General features: G+C 41.4%; 24 protein-coding genes. 18 read left to right on the forward strand and 6 right to left on the reverse strand.

Annotated features, from left to right (window positions below; all coding sequences use genetic code 11):
- The first annotated feature begins 277 nt into the window (after positions 1 to 277).
- From HWV03_RS02255 to HWV03_RS02275, 5 genes are all read left to right on the forward strand, one after another.
- The gene (locus HWV03_RS02255; protein ID WP_211678296.1) at positions 278 to 892 is read left to right on the forward strand and encodes a trimeric intracellular cation channel family protein; all 615 of its coding nucleotides are present in this window, start codon (positions 278 to 280) and stop codon (positions 890 to 892) included.
- Positions 893 to 1,032: 140 nt separating this feature from the next.
- Positions 1,033 to 1,485: a YbaN family protein gene (locus tag HWV03_RS02260; RefSeq protein WP_211673908.1), complete on the forward strand. Its 453-nt coding sequence runs from the start codon at positions 1,033 to 1,035 to the stop codon at positions 1,483 to 1,485.
- Between the two features lie 185 nt (positions 1,486 to 1,670).
- Positions 1,671 to 4,787 carry a bifunctional proline dehydrogenase/L-glutamate gamma-semialdehyde dehydrogenase PutA gene (gene putA / locus HWV03_RS02265; protein WP_211678297.1) on the forward strand — a complete coding sequence of 1,039 codons (3,117 nt, stop codon included), beginning with the start codon at positions 1,671 to 1,673 and terminating at the stop codon, positions 4,785 to 4,787.
- A 31-nt stretch (positions 4,788 to 4,818) separates the two neighbouring features.
- Complete coding sequence (locus HWV03_RS02270) at positions 4,819 to 5,556, forward strand: aldehyde dehydrogenase family protein (protein WP_211673910.1); 738 nt, start codon at positions 4,819 to 4,821, stop codon at positions 5,554 to 5,556.
- 171 nt (positions 5,557 to 5,727) lie between these two features.
- Entirely contained in the window at positions 5,728 to 6,192 is a 465-nt protein-coding gene (locus tag HWV03_RS02275) for a methylglyoxal synthase (RefSeq protein ID WP_211673911.1), read from the forward strand.
- A 133-nt stretch (positions 6,193 to 6,325) separates the two neighbouring features.
- Here the strand turns inward: HWV03_RS02275 and ribA are convergent, their stop codons facing one another.
- Positions 6,326 to 6,934, reverse strand: a complete 609-nt coding sequence (ribA, locus tag HWV03_RS02280) for a GTP cyclohydrolase II (RefSeq protein ID WP_211678298.1) — start codon at positions 6,932 to 6,934, stop codon at positions 6,326 to 6,328.
- 246 nt (positions 6,935 to 7,180) lie between these two features.
- Entirely contained in the window at positions 7,181 to 7,768 is a 588-nt protein-coding gene (locus HWV03_RS02285) for a super-infection exclusion protein B (protein WP_211673913.1), read from the reverse strand.
- A gap of 196 nt (positions 7,769 to 7,964) precedes the next feature.
- Between HWV03_RS02285 and HWV03_RS02290 the strand changes: the two genes are divergently transcribed.
- Both HWV03_RS02290 and HWV03_RS02295 read left to right on the forward strand, forming a co-directional pair.
- On the forward strand, positions 7,965 to 8,900 hold the full coding sequence (locus HWV03_RS02290; RefSeq protein WP_211673914.1) for a precorrin-2 dehydrogenase/sirohydrochlorin ferrochelatase family protein: 936 nt from the start codon (positions 7,965 to 7,967) through the stop codon (positions 8,898 to 8,900).
- A gap of 23 nt (positions 8,901 to 8,923) precedes the next feature.
- The gene (locus HWV03_RS02295) at positions 8,924 to 9,823 is read left to right on the forward strand and encodes a lysine exporter LysO family protein (protein WP_211678299.1); all 900 of its coding nucleotides are present in this window, start codon (positions 8,924 to 8,926) and stop codon (positions 9,821 to 9,823) included.
- A gap of 102 nt (positions 9,824 to 9,925) precedes the next feature.
- Here the strand turns inward: HWV03_RS02295 and HWV03_RS02300 are convergent, their stop codons facing one another.
- Together HWV03_RS02300 and HWV03_RS02305 are read right to left on the reverse strand one after the other, a co-directional pair.
- The gene (locus HWV03_RS02300) at positions 9,926 to 10,795 is read right to left on the reverse strand and encodes a phosphoribulokinase (protein ID WP_211673916.1); all 870 of its coding nucleotides are present in this window, start codon (positions 10,793 to 10,795) and stop codon (positions 9,926 to 9,928) included.
- An 86-nt stretch (positions 10,796 to 10,881) separates the two neighbouring features.
- Positions 10,882 to 11,109 carry a YheU family protein gene (locus HWV03_RS02305; RefSeq protein ID WP_211673917.1) on the reverse strand — a complete coding sequence of 76 codons (228 nt, stop codon included), beginning with the start codon at positions 11,107 to 11,109 and terminating at the stop codon, positions 10,882 to 10,884.
- Between the two features lie 162 nt (positions 11,110 to 11,271).
- On the opposite strand from HWV03_RS02305, the gene HWV03_RS02310 reads away from it, so the two are divergent.
- From HWV03_RS02310 to HWV03_RS02345, 8 genes are all read left to right on the forward strand, one after another.
- Positions 11,272 to 12,087: a DUF3450 domain-containing protein gene (locus HWV03_RS02310; protein WP_211678300.1), complete on the forward strand. Its 816-nt coding sequence runs from the start codon at positions 11,272 to 11,274 to the stop codon at positions 12,085 to 12,087.
- Positions 12,087 to 13,523, forward strand: coding sequence for a MotA/TolQ/ExbB proton channel family protein (locus HWV03_RS02315; RefSeq protein WP_211678301.1), 1,437 nt, complete (start codon positions 12,087 to 12,089; stop codon positions 13,521 to 13,523). Before HWV03_RS02310 ends, HWV03_RS02315 begins: the two co-directional genes overlap by 1 nt.
- Before the next feature lie 2 nt (positions 13,524 to 13,525).
- Positions 13,526 to 14,032: a MotA/TolQ/ExbB proton channel family protein gene (locus HWV03_RS02320; protein ID WP_211678302.1), complete on the forward strand. Its 507-nt coding sequence runs from the start codon at positions 13,526 to 13,528 to the stop codon at positions 14,030 to 14,032.
- Positions 14,033 to 14,434: an ExbD/TolR family protein gene (locus HWV03_RS02325; protein ID WP_211678303.1), complete on the forward strand. Its 402-nt coding sequence runs from the start codon at positions 14,033 to 14,035 to the stop codon at positions 14,432 to 14,434.
- Positions 14,406 to 15,110: an energy transducer TonB gene (locus tag HWV03_RS02330; RefSeq protein WP_211678304.1), complete on the forward strand. Its 705-nt coding sequence runs from the start codon at positions 14,406 to 14,408 to the stop codon at positions 15,108 to 15,110. The genes HWV03_RS02325 and HWV03_RS02330 overlap by 29 nt, the downstream gene beginning before the upstream one ends.
- On the forward strand, positions 15,097 to 16,446 hold the full coding sequence (locus HWV03_RS02335; RefSeq protein WP_211678305.1) for a hypothetical protein: 1,350 nt from the start codon (positions 15,097 to 15,099) through the stop codon (positions 16,444 to 16,446). Before HWV03_RS02330 ends, HWV03_RS02335 begins: the two co-directional genes overlap by 14 nt.
- A 147-nt stretch (positions 16,447 to 16,593) precedes the next feature.
- The gene (locus HWV03_RS02340) at positions 16,594 to 16,953 is read left to right on the forward strand and encodes a nuclear transport factor 2 family protein (protein ID WP_211678306.1); all 360 of its coding nucleotides are present in this window, start codon (positions 16,594 to 16,596) and stop codon (positions 16,951 to 16,953) included.
- 187 nt (positions 16,954 to 17,140) lie between these two features.
- Entirely contained in the window at positions 17,141 to 18,181 is a 1,041-nt protein-coding gene (locus HWV03_RS02345; protein ID WP_211678307.1) for an oxidoreductase, read from the forward strand.
- A gap of 46 nt (positions 18,182 to 18,227) precedes the next feature.
- Here HWV03_RS02345 and HWV03_RS02350 read toward each other — a convergent pair whose 3' ends face one another.
- A complete protein-coding gene (locus HWV03_RS02350) occupies positions 18,228 to 20,141 on the reverse strand; it encodes an ABC transporter ATP-binding protein (protein WP_211678308.1) in 1,914 nt (637 codons plus the stop codon).
- Between the two features lie 189 nt (positions 20,142 to 20,330).
- On the opposite strand from HWV03_RS02350, the gene HWV03_RS02355 reads away from it, so the two are divergent.
- The gene (locus HWV03_RS02355) at positions 20,331 to 20,534 is read left to right on the forward strand and encodes a YheV family putative zinc ribbon protein (protein ID WP_045111893.1); all 204 of its coding nucleotides are present in this window, start codon (positions 20,331 to 20,333) and stop codon (positions 20,532 to 20,534) included.
- Between the two features lie 51 nt (positions 20,535 to 20,585).
- Positions 20,586 to 21,158: a peptidylprolyl isomerase gene (gene slyD, locus HWV03_RS02360; RefSeq protein WP_211673927.1), complete on the forward strand. Its 573-nt coding sequence runs from the start codon at positions 20,586 to 20,588 to the stop codon at positions 21,156 to 21,158.
- Between the two features lie 164 nt (positions 21,159 to 21,322).
- On the opposite strand, the gene HWV03_RS02365 is transcribed toward slyD, so the two are convergent.
- A complete protein-coding gene (locus HWV03_RS02365; RefSeq protein WP_045111891.1) occupies positions 21,323 to 21,544 on the reverse strand; it encodes a SlyX family protein in 222 nt (73 codons plus the stop codon).
- A gap of 253 nt (positions 21,545 to 21,797) precedes the next feature.
- Here HWV03_RS02365 and fkpA point away from each other — a divergent pair, with 253 nt between their 5' ends.
- Positions 21,798 to 22,550 (forward strand): FKBP-type peptidyl-prolyl cis-trans isomerase, encoded by a 753-nt coding sequence (gene fkpA, locus HWV03_RS02370; protein ID WP_211678309.1) that lies wholly within the window; start codon positions 21,798 to 21,800, stop codon positions 22,548 to 22,550.
- Positions 22,551 to 22,605: the final 55 nt, after the last annotated feature.

A 22,605-nucleotide genomic window follows, 5' to 3' on the forward strand; every position in this document is an offset into this window, starting at 1 on the left:
CGGCATTTTTGTTTTAGGTCCAAGCTACTTCATATATCTTGTTATTACAAAACCCCAGCCTGCTGGGGTTTTGTTGTTTTGGCCATTAGAATCGATGATTGCCAGGATGAACAAATCGCGCAATTTGACAAAAATAGTTGCCGTTATGGTTGCCAACGAATGAAGTCACTGGGTAGACTGCTAGCTTGGTATATATCCAAGCCACCTCAAGACGCATACTGAGGTAGTTTGGGTATATATATTCAAGTAGTAAGTTTAGTGCGACAAGGAGTTGCAAATGTTGGTCTATAGCCTAGAAATGATATGTATTATTGCGTTTGCGCTCAGTGGGGTATTGGTCGAGTCTAATCGTGGTAAAGATATTGTTAGCATCATGATGCTAGGTTGGATCACGGCATTAGGCGGCGGCACATTACGTGATCTTATTTTGTCAGTTGATATGATATTTTGGATCCGCGATCCCAGTTATTTTTGGACCGCGTTGTCGAGTGCTATTATCGGTTTTTTCAGCATTACCCATATCCGTAAGAATAGCCTCAACAAACTCATTATTATGTTTGATACTATCGGTGTATCGCTATTCTCGATATTAGTCACCCAACAATTATACAGTGCTGGTTACGCGGCTTATGTTTCGGTATCAATGGGCATCGTCACTGCGATCTTTGGTGGTGTATTACGGGATATTCTGGCTCACCGCCAAACCTTGTTTAATAATACCGAACTGTACGCAAGCCCGGTTATTTTAGGCTGTTGCCTGTATATATTATTGGTTCACTTGCAAGTCAATATAACATTGGCTGCGTTGACGTGTATGGTATTAATCGTCTCTATGCGTTTGTATATCGTGGTAAAACAGATCCGTTTTCCTGCATTTCTATTATTAAAATAACCGTATTGATTAATGATGAGGTATTGTCGTAATAGTAAATGATTGTAATGAATGGGTGTATACCCAAACTAGTATTTTGAAGTAACTTGGATATAACATATAGTGGTGATAATGCGGATTAAAAATGGTGACAAGAAACGATGATGAATAAACCTTCGACAAAGCCAACTGCAATTGAGTCGGGCGATATGGTTAGTGAACCAATAGTTGCTGAAAACTTTTTAGTCTCGCAGCCATGGCGGGCATTATTGCTGTGTGCTGGCTGCCTTGCTGTTACGCTTGGTGTGCTGGGTATATTTCTACCTTTATTACCGACAGTGCCATTTTTATTGTTAGCGGCGGCGTGTTTTAGTCGTTCTTCACGAAAGTTACAGTTGTGGTTGTTTAACCATCGCTATCTCGGACCTTACTTAACCAATTATTTATTGCGTAAAGGCATCAGTAAAAAACAGCTATTGAGTTCACTTTTCAGTATGTGGATTGCGATGCTATTAGCGATATATTTTGCCCCTATCTGGGCGGTGAAAATATTCTTATTAGTCACGGCTTGTCTTGTTAGTCGCCACCTTCTATCCTTGCAACGACTGCCGTAATCACCAGTGTTATGATTTTTATATGGCATTTGGGCTGAAATTTCCGCATAAACTGAAGTGAAATACTCATTATTTTATATAAAACGCATTTTATTTCTAGATCTGATAACTAACTCATACTATTTTTGTATCTTTAATGTAACACTCTTGCAGCATTAAATTTTGTAAGTTAAGAGGACCCTGGTATGTTTAAAGCGTTAGATGCACTTTCTCCGTCGTTTATCGACCGTCCATTGGATGAACTTTGGCAGTTAATATCTCCTTTGTATATGGTTGATGAGTCAAAATGGTTAGCAGAATTGTTACCAATGGCACGCCCATCTGCAGAAGAAAAATCTCAGATCACCACCAATGCAACTGTGTTAATTGAACGCGTGCGCGCTGATAAACAAGCCATCCAAATGATTGATGCCTTGTTACTGGAGTACAGCCTAGATACCAAAGAAGGTATCTTGTTGATGTGTCTTGCAGAAGCATTGATGCGTATTCCGGATGCGGCAACGGCAGATGCATTAATCCGTGACAAATTAAGCGTCGCAGATTGGAAATCACATCTAAAAAATTCGGATTCTACATTTGTGAATGCATCCACTTGGGGACTATTACTGACAGGTAAAGTGGTCAGCATGGATCGCAAAGACACTAAGTCGGCGAGCAGTACCATTAGCCGATTAGTGAATAAAGTATCCGAACCTATTATTCGCCAAGCGATGAATCAAGCCATGAAGATCATGGGACACCAATTTGTATTGGGTCGTAACATTGCTGAAGCACAAAAAAATGGCCGTCCATCGCGTGATAAAGGCTTCACTTATTCATTTGATATGTTAGGTGAGTCGGCATTAACAACCGCAGATGCTAAGAAATATTTTAATGATTATATTAAAGCCGTAGAATCGGTTGGTAGCAATAAATATGGCAATGACAAAACGGCTGCACCAACAGTATCAATTAAACTATCTGCATTGCACCCGCGTTATGAAGTAGCTAACGAAGCACGTGTGATGACTGAAATGCACGATACAGTATTAGAATTACTGCTGCGTGCGCGTGATTTGGATGTGGGTATTACTATCGATGCGGAAGAAGCGGACCGTTTAGAATTATCACTCGCATTATTTGAAAAACTGTACCGTCACCCGAGACTGCAAGGTTGGGGTAAATTCGGTATCGTAGTGCAAGCTTACTCTAAGCGTGCACTACCGACATTAATTTGGCTCGCCGCATTAGCAAAAGAGCAGGGCGATGTGATCCCACTACGTTTAGTGAAAGGTGCTTATTGGGATACTGAACTTAAATTATCACAACAAAATGGTTATGATGCTTACCCTGTTTATACTCGGAAAGAAGCAACAGACGTTGCCTATTTAGCGTGTGCACGTTTCTTGTTAAGTGAGCAGATTCGTGGTTGTATCTATCCACAATTTGCGAGCCACAATGCGCACACTGTGTCAGCAATTGCGACGATGGCTGAGCATCAAGAATATGAATTCCAACGTTTACACGGCATGGGGGATGCGCTATATAACCACGCATTAGAAATCTATGGTGTTGATGTACGTATCTACGCACCAGTGGGTAGCCATAAAGATTTGTTGCCATACTTGGTTCGCCGTTTATTAGAAAATGGTGCAAACAGCTCGTTTGTACACCGTTTGGTTGATGCTGATTGCCCTATTGCAGAGTTAACTGAGCATCCGGTTGATACCCTCGACAGCCGTCCGACACTACATAACAGCTTGATCCCGTTACCGAGTAAGATCTTTGCTGGACGTAAAAATTCATGCAACATTAATGTTGATATTATTAGTGAAGTTACGCCGTTTAATACTGAGCTTAGCTTGCAAATGCAAAAAACATGGCAAGCTGCCCCTGTGGTTAATGGTCAAGTGATCACGACGGAATTAGACAATGCGAAACCTGTAAGCGCCCCTTACGACCGCCGTATCCACGTTGGCCAAGTATTGTGGTCAACACCAGCAGAAGTCACAACAGCGTTAGATACCGCTGCGGATTATTTCCCAACATGGTCAGCCGTTCCGGTGGCTGAACGTGCAGCATGTTTAAATAAAATAGCTGATTTACTGGAAGCGAACTTAGCTGAATTAGTGGCGTTATGTCATAAAGAAGCCGGTAAAACGATTCACGACAGCTTAGATGAAGTGCGTGAAGCGGTTGATTTCTGTCGTTACTACGCAATGCAAGCCATTGAAAACTTCTCGGTAGCAAAAAACCAAGTACGTTTTGATGGTATTGCTCAACAAGTAACACGTCAGGGACAAGGTGTGTTTGTTTGTATCAGTCCTTGGAACTTCCCACTCGCTATTTTCCTTGGTCAAGTTGCGGCTGCATTGGTGGCGGGTAATACTGTTATCGCTAAACCAGCAGAACAAACCAGTTTGATTGCGGCGCGTACCATGGAATTAATGTTAGAAGCAGGTCTGCCTAAAGAAGCTGTGCACTTATTGCCTGGTGGTGGTGCTGCGGTTGGTTCTCTGCTGACATCTGACGAGCGTATCGCTGGTGTAGTATTCACAGGTTCAACAGAAACGGCGCAAGTCATTAACCGTGCATTAGCTAAGCGTGATACTAACGTAGCGACGCTGATTGCTGAAACGGGTGGTCAAAATACCATGATCGTCGACAGTACAGCACTACCAGAACAAGTGGTTCGTGATGTGATGCGCTCTGCGTTTGCTTCTGCGGGTCAACGTTGTTCAGCACTACGTGTATTGTTTGTGCAAGAAGATATTGCTGACCGCATTACTAGCTTGATCCAAGGTGCAATGCAAGAGCTACATATTGGTCTACCGCAACATCATCATACCGATGTGGGTCCGGTGATTGATTTACTTGCTAAGAACAAACTGCAAGCGCACATTGATAAAATGCGTGCGACAAGCAAACTAGTCGGTGAAGTAAGTCTGACTGACGAATGTAACTTTGGTGACTTTATTGCGCCAATCGCATTTGAAATTAACAGCATTAATCAACTAGAGAACGAACAGTTCGGTCCTATTTTACATATCGTGCGTTATAAAGCCGCTGATTTAAACAATGTGATTGCTGAGATTAATGCAACAGGCTTTGGTTTAACGATGGGGATCCACAGTCGTAATGAACGTACTTATACTGATATCGAACGCCAAATAAGAGTGGGTAACTGTTACATTAACCGTGACCAAGTTGGTGCTGTTGTTGGTGTACAGCCATTCGGTGGTCAAGGTTTATCAGGTACGGGTCCAAAAGCGGGTGGTCCACATTATCTATATCGTTTCACTAAGCAAGTTGTTAGCGCTTAAGCTGCGTCATTGTAAATTAAGGAGTTAAACCATGGTTGTAGAAAAAAAATTAGTTCAGACGCAGCATCTGATTGAAACCGGCCTTTGTGCGTGGCAGAGCTGGAATGAGCTGGGTGTCATTGCCCGTGCTGAGTTGATTGCAAAATGGGTTGAGATCATTAGTCAAGAAGCCGCATTAGGTAAACTTGCGGGTGAAATGGCTAAATATCAAAAACACCAAGCAATTACGTTATTGGGCGATGAAAAATTAATGCCTGGGCCAACAGGTGAAGTGAACGAACTTTACAGTGCCGGGCGTGGTTTATTCATTGTCGCAGCAACAGACTCCGAGCAAAGTTGCAGCATTAATGCCATTGTGGGTCATGTGAGTGCGGCGTTATTAGCGGGTAATACTTTGGTATTGGCATTACCGCAAGCGCAGCAAGCATTGCAATTTGTGTTACTTAATACACTGCACGCAGCGGGTATTCCAGAACTTGTCGTACAGGGCGCTGAGGAAACTCAGTTAACAGCATTGATTGAATCTTCAAAAGTAGCTGGTGTTGCGTTTACAGGGGATGAAAAAACCGCGCAAACGATTAACCGTACTTTGTCTGCTCGAGATGGTTTATTGGCGCAGTTAGTGGCTGAAGTGAGTGGCAGTGCATTGGCTTACGTCACAGATGATCACTTTATCTTACGCTTTATTACCGAGCGTACACGTACCATTAATATTACTGCTGTGGGTGGTAATGCAATCTTGCTAGAACTCGGTGGCGGCGACCATTAATCGTTAGCATAATATGAATAATCATATCAGGTACGCATTTGAGTGCCTGATATGGGACTCCTATCAGTGTAAGTCCGTTTATTTAGTAGTATCATCAGTCTTATTGTTCTGAGTTATCATTTGTAAACTTGTATTTTAAGTTATCATTTGTAAATTAAAAGTAGGTCACTGATGCAAAAAATTACCCGTTGTATGGCAGCTAACAAACGTATCGCGCTTGTAGCCCATGATCACATGAAATCAGATTTGATTGCTTGGTCAAAAGCACGTGCTGATATTCTCCAAAAGCACCATTTATTCGGTACTGGCACGACTGCCACCTTATTAACTAAACATGTTGAGCTACCCGTTAAAGCACTGTTGAGCGGTCCTATGGGCGGTGATCAACAGCTTGGTGCACTGATTGCGGAAGGGGAGATTGATATGATGATCTTTTTCTGGGATCCAATGAACGCTGTTCCGCATGATCCGGATGTAAAAGCATTATTACGTTTAGCCGCAGTATGGAATATTCCAGTTGCGACCAATCCTGCAACGGCTGATTTCATTATTGACTCGATTCATACTAGTAGTAAATACGAACATGCTGTACCTGATTACGAAGGTTATTTAGCGGAGCGTACTGGCGAGCTTTAATTTAAGACTTTAGTTTAGTGCTTTGGCTTCGAGTTTTTATTTCGGAGTGAGTTTATTTCTGGAGCTAGAAGCTGTGTGAAAAGTAATAACAGCAGCGAGTGGCTGCTGTTATTATTTATAGATTTGGCTTGTCTTAATCTTCTTTGAAATGCTCTTCAGTCATCATATGGCCAAGCTTGTCGGCTTTGGTTTTCAAATAATGTTCATTGTGCATATTCTTACCCACTTGTAATGGCTGACGAGCCACTATATTCACGCCGTATTCTTCCATCGCCGCTAATTTTTTCGGGTTGTTGGTCATTAACTTTACTTTATTAACACCAAGGTGATCTAACATAGGTTTACACATGGCATAATTACGTAAATCGGCAGCAAAGCCTAACTTTTCATTTGCTTCAACTGTATTGGCACCAGAGTCTTGTAAATTATAGGCACGGATCTTGTTTAATAGACCAATACCACGACCTTCTTGACGTAAATACAGAATAAAACCAGAACCTGCTTCGGTGATATTTTTCATTGCGGTTTCAAGCTGGAAGCCACAATCACAGCGCAAACTAAACAAGGCGTCACCCGTTAAACATTCTGAATGGATACGTCCTAGTATGACTCCATCTTTAGCTAACTCACCATAAGTTAGCGCCACATGTTCTTTGCCTGTCTCTGAGTCTTCGAAGCCGTGCATTGTGAAAGTACCAAAAGGTGTAGGTAGTTTTGAAGATGCGATAAATTTAATTGACACGGATTACCTCTTACTATCCAGCGCTATGATTAGCGATGAACGTCAAATAGAATTACTTTGGGCTAGTTTACTCGTTTATGGTGGTAATCTGAATAGAGAATTGTAAAAAGACGGGATAATTATTATTCGGTATCAATACAAAGTATACAAAGTTATGTACTTTATCAATGCAAAGTACACTAAGTTATGTACTTTGCTGTGTAAGATCATGATTAGAGACTGGTTGGGTTTGCATCAGGATCAATATTAGTGGCGTACGTAAAACTCTTTTGCAAATGCTGGACGTGCTGCTTTAAGGGCTTGTGCTTGTTGTTCGGTCATTTTTCCTGCTGGAAAACCTAACGCTTTGTGATCGAGTAAAGCACGGGCCTTAATATTGATACACAGTTTGATTTTGCTGCCCGTACCGATGATTTCTTGACTGTTTAGGGCGGGTACTAAAATGCAGTGTTCGATTAAATTGGCAACAGAAGCGACTTCTAAAGGTAGTGAAATAATATCTTTCTTTTGAAAAATGAATTCGCGGATCACTGCTTGCTCGGAGGTATTCATTATTTTAACCATTTTGGTTATTTTCTTCATCATATCTGTTTCACTTTGCTTCTCAAGCACTGATTGGCCAGCTTGAACAAGTAACAGCGCGATAAAATAAGCAATGCCTGAAATGACAATAATAGAGATGTAACCACGGTATTCCGTCACCCATTGTTCTAACCCAGATACCGATAGTGCAGTGGTTGGCAGTAATAATACTAATGCTGCAGCAAGCAGTAACCAAGTGGTGGTAATGTTTATCTGTTTGTAATTTTGAATATACTGCTTCAGTTCATGCATGATCAAGCCTCTACTAATAACTGCTGTCAAAAAATTGTCTGACGTATGACATTATTTATGTAATTCTTCTTAGATTCAAATACAAGCATTTTCTGTGCCACTAAATTAATTATTTTCAATGGTCGTGATGTTGATGACTATCAGCAGGTTGCACCGTATACTAACGGCTGTTTATGCACTTTTAAATGGATGTCACATGCAGTATTTGCCAATTTTTATGGATGTAAATAATAAAAACGTGCTGGTTGTTGGCGGCGGAGAAGTCGCAAGTCGAAAAGTTGACTTGTTGTTGAGTGCCGGTGCCAAGGTAACTGTGTTATCCCCACGTTTAAACGATACGCTGCAACGCTATCGTGATAATGCCAAAATAACAGTGATTATTGACGGCTATAACTGCAACTATCTCCTTGATTATGTGATGGTATGGGTAACAACGGATGATACTTTGCTTAATAAACAAGTATGGCAAGATTGTTGTGAACGTAACTTATTAGTCAATGTGGCTGATCAACCTGAACTGTGTGAATTCATTACCCCTTCGATTATCGACCGCTCGCCATTACAAATTGCCATCTCAAGTGGTGGGACTTCGCCTGTACTGATCCGCTATTTACGTGAAAAACTTGAAGCCTTATTACCTGAAACTCTGGGTCAACTGGGTACATTTGCCGGAGAGCAACGTGAGCGGGTCAAGCAACAGTTTAGTAGCGTGACAGAAAGACGTCGTTTTTGGGAACGTTTTTTCAGCTCTAAAGCCGTGACACTGGCCACTGATACCGTGCAACTACAACAAGAGTTTGATTTACAATTAAACACGCCAAATACCGACGTTGACGGTGATATTTATTTAATCCAACTGCCTGACGAAACGGACTTATTACGTTTAAGAGCCTTGCGTTTAATGCAGCAAGCGGATGTTATTTTATACGACGAGGACAGTGATGACCATATTGCTGACTTTGTTGAACTATGCCGTCGAGATGCCGAACGCTATCCTGTACTGAGTGATGATTTTGTTGTGCAAGCGCAAGTGCGTAAGCAGCAAGGTGAGCGTGTTTGTTTGTTAATTAATAATAATACACAGTTTGATTTATTAACCACAGAGCTTAACGCGGTTAGTGTTATCGCTTAATTATTTGTAGGACTGATTTTAAGATGTATTCAGGTTTTCTCATTGTTATCATACCCTTGGTGCTGGGCTATCTTGTCGAATTAAAACAAGCAAAACATATTCATTGGATTAATGTTTGCACCAATAAAATGATCTACGTGATCTTGTTTTTGATGGGAATTAGCTTATCGCATCTGGATAATTTTTCGCAAAATATCCAGAATATCGGATTATACAGTTTTACGGTGCTCAGTTGTGTGTCAATCGCGAACTTAATGGCATTGTGGGGACTGGATAAACGTTTAACGAAAACGATAGCGGGAGAAGGGGAGTCATTAAGTAAATGGCATCTTATTTTAGAATCACTACAGTTAATTTGTGTTATTGCTGCTGGTTTTATATTGGGTTTATTTGTTTCTTCAGAACTGATTGAGATTGATGCAATCAGTGAAGGCGCATTGGTATTGCTGTTACTGTTTATCGGTTGTCAATTACGTAATAGTGGAATGCAATTACGCGAAATTTTACTTAATACTTGGGGTATCAAAATTGCGGTAGTGATGATACTGAGTTCTTGGGTTGGTGGGTTGGCTGCAGCCTTGTTACTCGAGATACCGTTAACGAATGGTTTGGCCTTGGCATCGGGTTTCGGTTGGTATTCGTTATCGGGTATTTTGATTACAGATGGCTTATCGCCAGTATTTGGTGGTGCGGCGTTTATTATTGATTTAGGCCGTGAGCTGGTGGCTATTTTAATCATTCCATCATTGATTCGTTTGTACCCATCCACTGCAATTGGTTATGCGGGGGCGACGGCAATGGACTTTACCTTGCCAATGATCCAAAAATCAGGTGGAAATGGTTATGTACCGCTTGCCATTGTTAGTGGTTTTATTTTAAGCCTGTCATCACCGCTATTTATTAGCGTGTTTTTGGCGCTTTAATCACGGACATTTAGGCTAATAAGCCCAGATAAACAAAAGGGAGATGCTGTTAGTCAGCGTCTCCCTTTTTGTATTTAATCACTGAACAAATTAATTTTTGAATTAGCTAATTTTACCTTCAACTAATAGCTGACGAATTAATGGCGCACAGATAAGCTCCATCGCCAGTGCCATTTTTCCGCCAGGTACAACCAAGGTATTGATACCAGAAATAAACGAGCCATCGATCATGGTTAGCAAATAAGGGAAATCGACATTCTTTACGCTTTGGAAACGGATCACCACCAAACTTTCATCCAAGGTTGGGATCGTTGTCGCACTAAATGGGTTTGAGGTATCGACTAACGGCACACGCTGAAAGTTAATGTGGGTGCGTGAAAACTGTGGAGTAATAAAGTTAATGTAATCGTCCATTGAGCGCACGATAGAATCTGTTACCGCTTCACGAGAGTGACCACGATCTTCAGTGTCTCGGACTAATTTTTGGATCCACTCCAAGTTGACGATTGGCACCATGCCGATCAACAGGTCAACATGTTTAGCTACGTCATTGTTTTTGGTTGCTACCCCGCCGTGTAGACCTTCATAGAATAAAAGATCAGTCCCCGTTTCGATATCTTGCCAAGGGGTAAATGTACCCGGCATTAAGTTATACGGCACGGCTTCGTCAAACGAGTGCAGGTAACGACGGTATTTACCGCTGCCCTCACGCCCATAGTCTTGAAAAAAGCTTTCCAGTAACTCAAAATCATTGGCCTCAGGGCCAAAATAGCTGATATGCCGACCTTGTTCACGGGCTTTGCGGATTGCCACATCCATTTCGGGACGGGTATAACGATGAAAACTGTCGCCTTCGATAAAAGACGCTTTGATGTTTTCTTGCTGGAACATGTGTGCAAAGGCCAAGCTAGTGGTAGATGTACCAGCGCCTGATGAACCTGTCACAGCAATGATAGGATGTTTTGCTGACATTTGATCGACCAACTAGTTGAATTTAAGGAAATAGAGCTATGTTATACGAGGTTAATGCTTTCAGATCAAGTATAAAATTTGCACGATTATTGTGGATTTTTAAGAACTTCGCTCTTGGCTAGGATGTTCACGCTATCATGTAATTCAGAGTAAACGATGACCACATCACCGCTTTCAAGTTGTTTGGTTACTTGACATACTTTTTCTGACATTGACATCTCGAGGGGGCCATAATCAGTACCTTCTCGTAGTACGAAATGTTCGATTAATGTATTTAGCGTATTCTTATCTATTTGTTGATATGGAATAATCATAATTGAGCTCTACGTTGTATCTACCAATAATTTGCCTAATATTAACATATTTATTCTAATTGTTTGCTAAATACAGTCATCTTAAATACAATGATTCTCATTTAGATTTTTCTATTTATAATTCTCTAACTCTTACTTCATATTTAGTCGTAGTGGAATAACATGAACTATTCAGCAATTTGGTCAATTGGGTTACTTGCAGGTACATTAATGATGCCTGCTCAGGCCGCACCCGCAACGAGCGAGCTTGATAATATTATTGATAGCAAGCAGCAATCACAGGCGCAAGCACAACGTACTCAGGAGAATATTGCTGATCTCGATGACAAAACCAGTGAAACAGTCAGTGAATACCGCGCTTTGTTACGTGAAAATGCAGTATTGACCGCTTATACAGCACAGTTAGACAAGCAGGTCTCGCAACAGCAGCAATTATTAATCGGTTTAGAAAAGAACATGGCGAATGTCCGTGAAACGCGGATGGAACTGACCCCGTTAATGCAAGAAATGGTGCAAGTACTGGCCCTGTTTGTCGAACAAGATATCCCTTTCTTATGGCAAGAACGTCAATTACGTTTAGCTGAACTCAATCGTTTATTAAATAACCCTAATATCAGTGTTGCGGATAAATATCGCCGAATACTCGAAGCTTACCAAATCGAAACTGAATATGGCGACACCATCGAAACATGGCAAGCACAATTGCCATTAAGCGATGCGGACAAAACCGTACAGCTTATCCGCGTTGGTCGGGTGGCTTTATATTACCTGACGCCAGATCATAACAATGCAGGCTATTGGGATAACAGCAGCCGTACTTGGTTAACATTACCAGCCAGCTGGTTAGCCAGAGTTAAGCAAGCTTATGACGTCGCGGATAACAAAACCGTACCGACGTTATTAGCACTGCCTTTATTAGAAACATCTTTATTAAAGGCGCACACGGTTCCAGTGACGCAACAGCAGGAGGCGCTATAATGACTATAACTATCTCTCTACTTAGGGGTGTGCTTAGTACTCTGTCTACACGTTGTAACGCCGTTATTATTGCCACTAGTTTGTTGATGTTCAACGTCAACGCCACACCACTGGATGACCTGCTAAAGCAAGTTCAGCAAAGTAATGTGGCAGAAACCAAAATAGATAATGAAGCGTTAACGCGTTTTAAAAGTAATTTAGCGACGCAAAAAGCCAATTTAGCGAAACAAGCTAAGCGTAACCAAGCGTTACAACAAAAAATGACTCAGTTACAAAATACGATTGCTGGCAATAACAAACTGATTTTAGCCAAACAAAAATTGGCCAATAGTGAAAAGTCTGATCTGGATAAAGTGTTCAGTGAATTCCGCCGTGCCAGTCAGGACCTACGTGGTCAATTAAATAAAAGTCCATTAAGTGCAACACTGCCAGGACGTGCAACACAACTGTCTCCGTACAGTGAAGCAAACTACGAACCGGATCTGGTTGCTATTAAACACTTATGGTTATTGTTTACCGAACAAATGGTCGCGAGCAGTAAAGTGACGACTGCGGATATGTTAGTGACTATGGCCGATGGTAGTAAAAAAACCTTAGCTGTTACGCAAATCGCAGGTTTCACCGCGTTTACAGCACAGGGTCCATTGTTATACCAAGCTGGCAGTGAAAGTTATCAATTATTAACGCCAACCACAACGGATATGGCGGCACGTATTGCTGCATTTTCACAACCGTCTGAAGGTTTTGTTAGTACGCTGATTGATCCATCCGATGGTGCATTATTAGCACGTGCAGCACAGACTAGCGCGTGGTGGCAGATATTCTCTGACGCGGGTGTTGTCGGTGGCATTATTGTCGCTGTGGGTATTATCGGTATGATAATCGGTTTATTCCGACTGTTGGTTCTGACGCGCGAAGCGAAGAAAATAGAATTACAAAAACAACAATTAGATAAACTGACGAATAACTCACTCGGCCGTATCATCGGTGTTGCCGAGCGTCACGAACACAGTAATACTGATGAATTAGCGCGTTTTCTTGATGAAGCGATTTTGGCTGAATTACCTGAATGTCGTAAAGGATTAGGATCGATCGCTGTACTGGCGACTATCGCACCACTGCTCGGGTTATTAGGTACTGTGGCGGGGATGATTGAAACATTTCAAGCCATTACCGCTTATGGCAACAGCGATCCACAAGTGCTATCAAGTGGTATTTCTCAAGCTTTGTTAACCACTAAGTTTGGTTTGATTGCCGCTGTACCACTGATGTTATTACACAGTTTATTAATGAGTAAAAGTGACAGTATCTTACATGTGATAGAACATCAAAGTGCAGGTTTATTAGCGCAACGTCAACAGCGTCTCAGCTTATATGCCAATGAAGCAGAGCCTCGAGTAATGACTCATCAGCAGCAAGCGATAGGTAACGTGTAAGTATGTCTGGGTTTATGGATTTTCTTAGCAATGCATCGGTGATCTTTTGGGTTATTATGTTGTTGTCTGTGGTGATGTGGTGGACGATTGCCCGCTGCTATTTACAGTATGGATTGCAATATCCTGCATTGTCTCAACACTACCAAGGTGAATGGGTGCAATGGCAAGGCCAATCTCATTTACTGGCAGTCGCGGTGCGCGATGGTTTTATTTCTGAATTACAAAGTCGGCTCACTCGTAAGCTTATTTTTATTAAAACCTTAACCGGGGTTTTACCCTTATTAGGGTTACTGGGCACAGTCGATGGCATGATTGATAATTTTGCCGTGTTGTCTGACAGTCTCGGTGTATCGGAGTTATTTAACAGTGGGATTGCCCAAGCATTATTAACTACGTTAGCGGGGCTGGTCACGGGGTTATCTGGTTTGTTTTTTTGTCACAGTTTGAACAAACGGGCGAATTTATTGACCTTAGATCTGGCCCAAAAATTAGTTGTTAAAGGGATATAAATGAGAACGCGATTTAGCCGAAATAATAGTGACACGCTCACTGTCGATTTAACACCTATGATTGATATGGTGTTTATTTTACTTATCTTTTTTTTAGTGACTGCATCGTTTAATAAAATGAATGCGATTGATATTCAACGTCCCGATGGCGCGACGAATGATCTGCAAGGGTCTGTGAGTTTAGTTGTGTCTATCGATGCTGAAAATGGCGTTTGGATTGAAGGCGAACCCGTTGATATCCGCAAATTGCGTAGCCGAGTAAAGACCTTGAGTAGTGGTGATCATACTTCAGTGATGTTGAATGCCGATCGCACGGTTGATACCGGTCGTTTAATTGAAGTATTAGATCAAATTAGATTAGCTGGGGTGGACAATGTTGCAGTTGCAACAGCGGGGCAGTAAACGCTTTCGTTTAATCGCGCTTGTACTGGCAGTACTGGTTAATATTAGTTTAGCGGCATTAATTTATTCTCTCACTATTGGCGGGAATAAAGCGCCAGTGAACGATCCGATCACGATTAACTTTCGTCAGTTCACTGATTCGAATGTGGAAGAGCAGGATATTACTCCTGAGTTAGAGGTGATCCCAGAGCCGAAACCACAGCAAGATATGGTCGCACTGCCACAATCGATACAGCCGAGTTTCGATGTGCAGAACATTAATTTAAACAGTAATATAACCTTACCAGCGTTAGCGGTGCCGACTTTTGATGTCTCACCACAATTTGTTGATGTCACGAGTTATATTCAACCCCAAGCCGAGGTCACGCCCATTGTAGTGGCGACTGCAGTACAAGCGACTACTGGTAAACCTGAAATTGGTTTTGCAAAAATATTACGTAAAACTGAACCGCAATATCCGTATAAAGCCAAACGCCTCAGGATTGAAGGGTATGTGGTGTTACATATCTTGATTAATGATGATGGTCGTGCAGAAGAGATTAAGGTTATCGAAGAAAAACCACGTGGTTACTTTGCTAAAACATCGCGTAAATCGGTGCGTCGTTGGGAGTTTGAAAAAGCCCCTATCGGTACTAAGGTGTGGAAAAAATGGAGAATGGGTTTTGAACTTAATTAGAGTGAAACAGCATTGTTCAGCCTTGCTATCTGGTACTTCGTTATGCTTGATGTTTTTATTGTTATTGCTTTCAATGACTAACGCAAACGCGAAGCAAGTCCCCGCGTCGGTATATAGTCGTTATATTAGCTTAACAACAGCCTTTACTAAAATGTCTGCACAAGACGATAAGCAAAGTAAAGCCAAGGTTCAATCTAACAATATTTTGATTAAAGATATCACTGATTTTTACCAGCAGCAGCGTGAACACTCGATAGAACGTCAATTACTGGCCAGTAATTTACAGCTGCAAGTTCTGTTCATGCAGGAAGATTATCAGCAAGGCTACCAGGTGGTGAATCAGTTATTAGGTTTATCGCTCGAACTTGAGCAACAACTGACATTCCAACAACTGGCTGCGCAGTTAGCCGCATCATTAGCAGCAGACGCTGTTACGACGAAAGGACAAGCAACTAAGTCGTGGAGCGTGGTCGCAAAGCACCTTAATGCTTGGTTTATGCTGGTGGACAAACTTGATGACAAACAACGCGCCAAATATAAAATTACTACAACCAAACAAGCCAGTAATGCCGCATTATTAGCGCAAGCCTATTATTTACAAGACAAGCTAACAGCCGCCCTTACGCCATCAAAACGTGCTTATCAATTAGTACCCAAAAATGAATCTTACCTGCAATTGTTATTAGCTTTGTTACAGCGTTTAGATCAGGACAAACAGCTTAATAAGTACCTTAAAATTGCGGTCGTGGACTTCCCTAATGCAAAAGATTATTGGGAACGATTAGCGTATAGCTACCTGACTTTAGAGCAGAATAAATCCGCGTTATCGACATTGGCGATCACCCGTAATAGAGGTTTTCTCACCGCTCAAGGTTATCGCATATTAGCTTCGCTATATCTACAGCAACAACAGCCTCGATTGGCCGCAGCTGTGTATTTAGAAGGGTCTGAAAATAAATTATTGCAGCAAGATAGCGCTTATTTTAAAGGCTTGAGTAATGCGTGGTTAATGGCGCGTGAACGCAGCATGGCACTTATTGTTTTAGCACAGGCTGCTGACGCAGGTATTAAGTTAGCCAAACATGACCAACAGCAAGCGCAGTTATTGTATTTAGAAGCACGTTGGTCAGAAGCGGAATTAGCGTATGCAGCTTTGCTGGTTCATGGTGTTAAGGGCGATGATAAAAAGACCTTACTCATGGCTGACAAATGGCGTTTTTTATTAGCCGTCAGTCAGATTGAACAAGGTAAAAAAGCACAAGCGAAAGATAATTTACAGCTATTACAGACCAAGCAATATCAAGGTTACAGTAAAGGCTGGTTAGCACAGTTGTAAATCATAATTTCATATTTAGTGATGATGAAGTAGTTGCATATGCTGGGTATGTCGACCTTTGTAGATTGTTTATCTGATAAAGCCTAGAGCAGTATGATTAAATACCTTCTATAGTTAAATGATTAAAATATATAGAAGGCAACCGTAATGAAACTATCTAATATAGTACAGCGTGGTTGGGATGCCGTTGACGCAGGTGATTTTGATACCTTAGTCGCTGATTACACGGATGATATTACATTCATAATGCCGGGACAGGAGAATATTGTGAGAGGGCTGACGACGTTTCGTACTGTGCTAGACCAGCTGGGAGGCTTACTTCCACCTGGTTTCGAGATCACAGAACTTCGTCAGATTGAAGGAAAAAATGAAGTTGTCTCAATCGTTGAGTGGAAATCAAATAAGATAGAATTCTCTGCATTATCCGTCTTATTCAGATTTGAAGGCGACAAAATTTATGAAGAAAGGTGGTTCGTCGATACCGAACAATGGAAACGCCTATTTTGAACCATTGAGAGACATTATAATTTAAAGCGGGGCTTGTTATCATAGGATTAGTTCCGCTGTACATTCTTGCTATAACTTTTTTATTTAGGTATCACGTGTAACTTTATCGTGCAAATAGACATACATTAAATTACGATTTGATTCGATGTACACGTACCGTTACTTCATAAATAAAGAGTTAATAACTATGGCTTTAGCACCGATTAAAACAGCCGTTATCGGCTATGGGTTTTCTGCAAAAACTTTCCATATCCCCTTTATTACTAGCTTGCCTGACTTTGAGTTAGTTGCGATTAGCAGTAGCCTGCGTGATGCGGTTGTTACTGATTTTCCTACCGTAGCTCATTATACGACAGCCGATGATCTTCTTACGAACTCTGATGCCGAACTTGTTATTATTACTGCGCCGAATGATGTGCATTTTTGTTTAGCAAAACAGGCCTTAGAAAATAACAAACATGTTGTTCTCGAAAAACCCTTTGTCACCAATATTGCTGATGGTGAAGCATTAATCAAATTATCCGTCGAGAAAGGGCTTGTTCTGAGTGTTTATCATAATCGTCGTTGGGATGGTGATTTCCTTACCGTTAAAAAATTAATTGAAGACGATCGTATTGGGGAACTGAAGAGTTTTGAATCTCATTTTGACCGTTTCCGGCCTGCAGTACGTCAACGCTGGCGCGAACAAGCAGCTAATGGTGGCGGTATTTTATTTGATTTAGGCCCACATCTGCTTGATCAAGCGTTGGCATTGTTTGGTGTGCCAGATGCGATCACCGCTCAATGTTTAATAATGCGAGATGGTTCAACGAACGTAGATTATTTTAATCTTGTACTGCATTACCCTAATCAAGTGACAACCCTGCATGCAGATCTATTCAGTGCTGGTCCAAATAAACGTTTCAGCGTTAAGGGGTCGAAAGGTAGTTATGAAAAATATGGATTAGATCCACAAGAAGCGCGTTTAGTTGCGGGTGTATTACCTGTCGATGCATGCTGGGCTGATGAAACCGCTGAACAATACGGTTGTCTATATAGCGCTGATGATGCTGAGATAATAACAACGGAGCGTGGTTGTTATCAGCAGTATTTTCTTACAATGGCTAATGCGATTCGATTAAAGACCAAACCACCGGTAACAGCAGAAGAAGCGTTGTTGAATATTAAATTAATTGAACTAGCTATGGAAAGTAGCCGCTTAGGTAAGACTTTATCAGTGACGTTGTAATGACAGTAGAGGCAGGTATAACATCTGCCTCTACTTACTACATAGGTTAAGCGTGTTCGCTTTCTTCAATCATCTCTTCAAGCTGTTCGTTCAAGTCCATCCAAGTGGTCTCAGCGTCTTCAATCGCCACAACAAATTTCGCTTGCTCGCCTAATGCGGTTTTTAGCTTGGCTTTGTTTTGATCTTCATAAATACTGGTTTCACTGAGTTGTGCTTCAACGGCAGTCAACTTGTCGCCTAAGGTTTCTAGCTGTTTGTCTAGTTTTTCGATTTGCTTGCGTACTGGCTGTGTCAACTTACGCAGTTCAGCGGCTTTACGCTTTTGATCTTTCTTTGCTTGTGCACTGTTGACGCCTGTATTCACTACTTGTGTAGCTTGTTTCTCAACTTTTTGTTGTTCGCTTAACCAGCGATGGTAATCATCGAGATCACCATCAAAGGGTAATACCTGCTTATCGTGTACCAAATACAGTTCATCGGTCGTAGAGCGTAATAAGTGACGATCATGCGATACTACAACCATTGCGCCTTCGAAGCCTTGCAGGGCGACTGACAGCGCGTGACGCATTTCTAAATCCAAGTGGTTGGTTGGTTCATCAAGCAGCAATAGATTTGGTTTTTGCCATACGATCAGCGCTAATACTAACCGTGCTTTTTCACCACCCGAGAATGGGCGCACAATATCTAACGCTTTTTCACCGATGAAACCAAAACCACCTAAGTATTTACGTAGCTCTAATTCTGTTTTGTCTGGTGCTAGACGAACCATGTGTTGCAGTGGCGTATCGTCTAAGCGTAAAAATTCTAATTGGTGCTGGGCAAAGTAACCTACTTTTGAATTAGGGTTAACTTCGAGTGTGCCTCTAATCGGCTCCATTTCAGCAGACAATAATTTAATCAGTGTTGATTTACCCGCGCCGTTACGACCGAGTAGACCAATACGACTGCCCGGGACGAGATTCAATTTAATGTTATCTAGAATTAAGGTTTCGCCATAACCTGCACATACGTCTTCCATTGTTAACAACGGTAGTGGCAGGGCCTCGGGCTTTAAGAAACTAAAGCTAAACTGTGAATCGGCATTAGCCGCAGAAATAAGCTCCATACGCTCCATCGCTTTAATACGACTCTGTGCTTGTTTAGCTTTTGATGCTTTGTAGCGGAAACGATCGATATAGCTTTGCATGTGAGCAACTTCACGCTGTTGCTTTTCAAACATAGATTGCTGTTGTGATAGTTTCTCGGCACGTTGTTTTTCGAACGAGGTGTAATCACCTGTGTATTCGTTTAGTTTTTGGTCTTCAACGTGAATGATCTTAGTAATAATGGCATCGAGGAAATCACGATCATGTGAGATCAGCATTAATGTACCATCGTACTGTTTTAACCATTTTTCTAACCAAATAACCGCATCTAAATCCAAGTGGTTGGTTGGCTCATCAAGTAGCAATAAGTCAGAACGACATAGCAGTGCCTGTGCTAAGTTTAAACGCATACGCCAACCACCCGAGAAACTCTGTACTGGTAGTTGTTGTTTGTCTTCTGTAAACCCTAAACCCGATAACAGTTCAGAGCAACGGGCGTTAATGCTGTAAGCACCAATCGCATCTAGCTTGCCGTGGAACTCTGCAATTTTATTACCGTTATCCGCTGCTTCAGCTTGTGCAAGACCAGCTTCTAATTGACGGAATTCAGTGTCGCCATCCAGCACATAATCATGGGCACTACGATCAAGCGCGGGCGTTTCCTGTTTCACACTCGAGACTTGCCAGCTGCTTGGATAGGTTAGGCTACCGTTATCCAAACTAATTTCATGGCGAATAAGGGCGAATAGGCTGGATTTACCACAACCATTCTTACCGACTAAACCAACCTTTTGACCTGGATTGATTTTGGCACTGGTATTCGTAATAAGCGGCTTGCCGCCACGCAGAAGTTCAATATCGCTAGCTATGATCATATGAGGGCTATTAGTAACTATAATTGCGGCAATTTTAGCGGATTTATGCGCAGTTTAAAATGTTAAACTTTGAAATTTGTACTAAGAATAAAGTACACTTATAGTTAAACGATGGTAATAGACCAATTATCAGCAAGGATACGCTGATGATTTAAGTTAACTTACATCGTAAATGACTGGGAGGTTGCAGTGGTTGAACGGAAGAAAAAACGCTTTGTCGCCGGCGCTAAATGCCCGACGTGCAATGAAATAGATGTGATCCAGCTATTTCAAGTTAATGGGGTAGAAACAATTGAATGTGTCAGTTGTGGCTATACCCAAGCGCAAGCCGATGGAGAGGTGAGTACCGCCACCCGCGATTTTGAACAAATGATTGGTGTTTTTAAGCAATAGCCTTGTTTAAAGACAACCATATATAGTTAATCAGGAATGAAGAGAATAGATATGTTTATTGAAGCAAACTCAGTAGTAGTACTACACTTCGCAGTAACAGACGATAAAGGCGAGCTTATCGATGATACGCGTGATTCACAACCACTGGAATTCTTAATGGGTTCTGGTTACCTTGTTCCTGGTCTTGAAGCTGAATTAGAAGGCCTAGCAGTAGGTAACGAATTTGACGTAACTATCCAGCCAGAACAAGGCTACGGCATCTATGATCCAGAACTTGTTCAAGAAGTACCTGCTGAGTTATTCGAGGGTGTTGAAGGCGTTGAACCGGGTATGGCATTCAGTGCTGACACTGATGCTGGTCACCGTACTGTTATCGTAACGGCTGTTGAAGACGACATTATCGTTGTTGATGCTAACCACCCATTTGCGGGTCGTACACTGCAATTTAACGGTGAAGTTATCGGTATTCGTGAAGCAACTGAAGAAGAACTAGAGCATGGTCATATTCATGGCGCTGGCGGCTGTGGTCATGACCACGGACACGACCATGATCATGAAGGCGGCTGTTGTGGTTCTGAAGAACCAAAAGAAGAGAAAAAAGACGGTTGCTGCGGCGGTCACTAGTCGTTAGTGGTCTTGGGGGTCGGTTATTGATTATCGATGACCCATAATAACAATTAAATTTCGGTTTAATTAAAAGCAAAATGCCAGTTACTGTGACTGGCATTTTATTATTTATAATAAATAATCTGCTATTTTTGCTCTCAGCAACCACAGCCATTCACGTATCAATAATGCGGTGGTGGTGTCTCATCTGCTTCGCTTGCTAATCCACTGCCCACTTGCATTGTTTTTATACGACTAATTAAAAAAGTCAGCTGTACTTTTTGATCTTCAAGTATTTTTTGCTGATCAATAATGGCATTATTTAGTTGTTCGATAGTGTCGTCTTGAAAACTTAGTTTCATCTCTAAGTCACAAACTCGTTCTTCTAATTGCTGAATTTCCATGTTTTTCCGCTATGGCTGTAATTTTATGAACTAAGTTTAACATGTAATGTCGATTTATTTGAGCTGAAATACTAGGCTAGATAGGATGTAAAATTAAGTAAAGTTGGATGATTTATCATTTTTTACATTTATAGTTGTTAATATCTTGTATGGAAGCATCAAATAGTTATGATAATACTAAGTAGTTATTAGGTATAAGTAACTTAGAACGTAGTTGTGGAATTACACTGCATTATTTTAATTAGGTATTTCGATGAAAAAATTTTTTAAAGTAACGGTACTCGCTTCAGCAGTATCTCTGTTAGCGGCATGTGGTCAAGAAGCACAAGAAGCTCCAGCAGAAAAAGTAACAGACATTAAAGCATACACTGAAGATCAACAAGCGGCTTATGCAATCGGTTCAATCGTTGCACGTAACTTGGTAGCACCCCTTAAGCGTCAAGAAGAGCTAGGTGCACCATTAGATAAGGAAATCATCGTTCAAGGTATTACTGATGCGTTAAACGAATCCACGCAGTTATCTGATGAAGAATTACAGACTGTATTAAAAGCGTATGACGAGAAAATGAATACGCTATCAACTGAAGCTGCACGTATAGAAAGCGAAAAAGCAGAAGTGGATGCAAAAAACTTCTTTGCTGAAAATGGCAAAAAAGAAGGTATCACCACGACTGAATCTGGTCTTCAATATGAAGTGCTAGCAGCGGGTACAGGCAAGAAAGCAACACCAAGTGATACGGTAACTGTGCATTATACTGGCTCATTATTAAATGGTAACGTTTTTGATAGCTCTGTTGAACGTGGCGAACCAGCAACATTCGCACTTAATCGTGTGATCCCTGGTTGGACTGAAGGTGTGGCGCTAATGAACGTGGGTAGTAAGTATAAATTATACATCCCATCTGAATTAGGTTATGGCGCACAAGGTGCGGGTGCAGATATTCCACCAAATTCAACATTAGTATTTGAAGTTGAATTATTAGAAATTGCTGGTCAAGATAAGTAATAAAACTAATATTAACAATGCAGTTTCCTATTTTTAGGTTGCTGCTGTTAAATAA

This window comes from Moritella sp. 36, from assembly GCF_018219415.1.
In the GTDB taxonomy this organism is placed as follows: Bacteria; Pseudomonadota; Gammaproteobacteria; order Enterobacterales; family Moritellaceae; genus Moritella.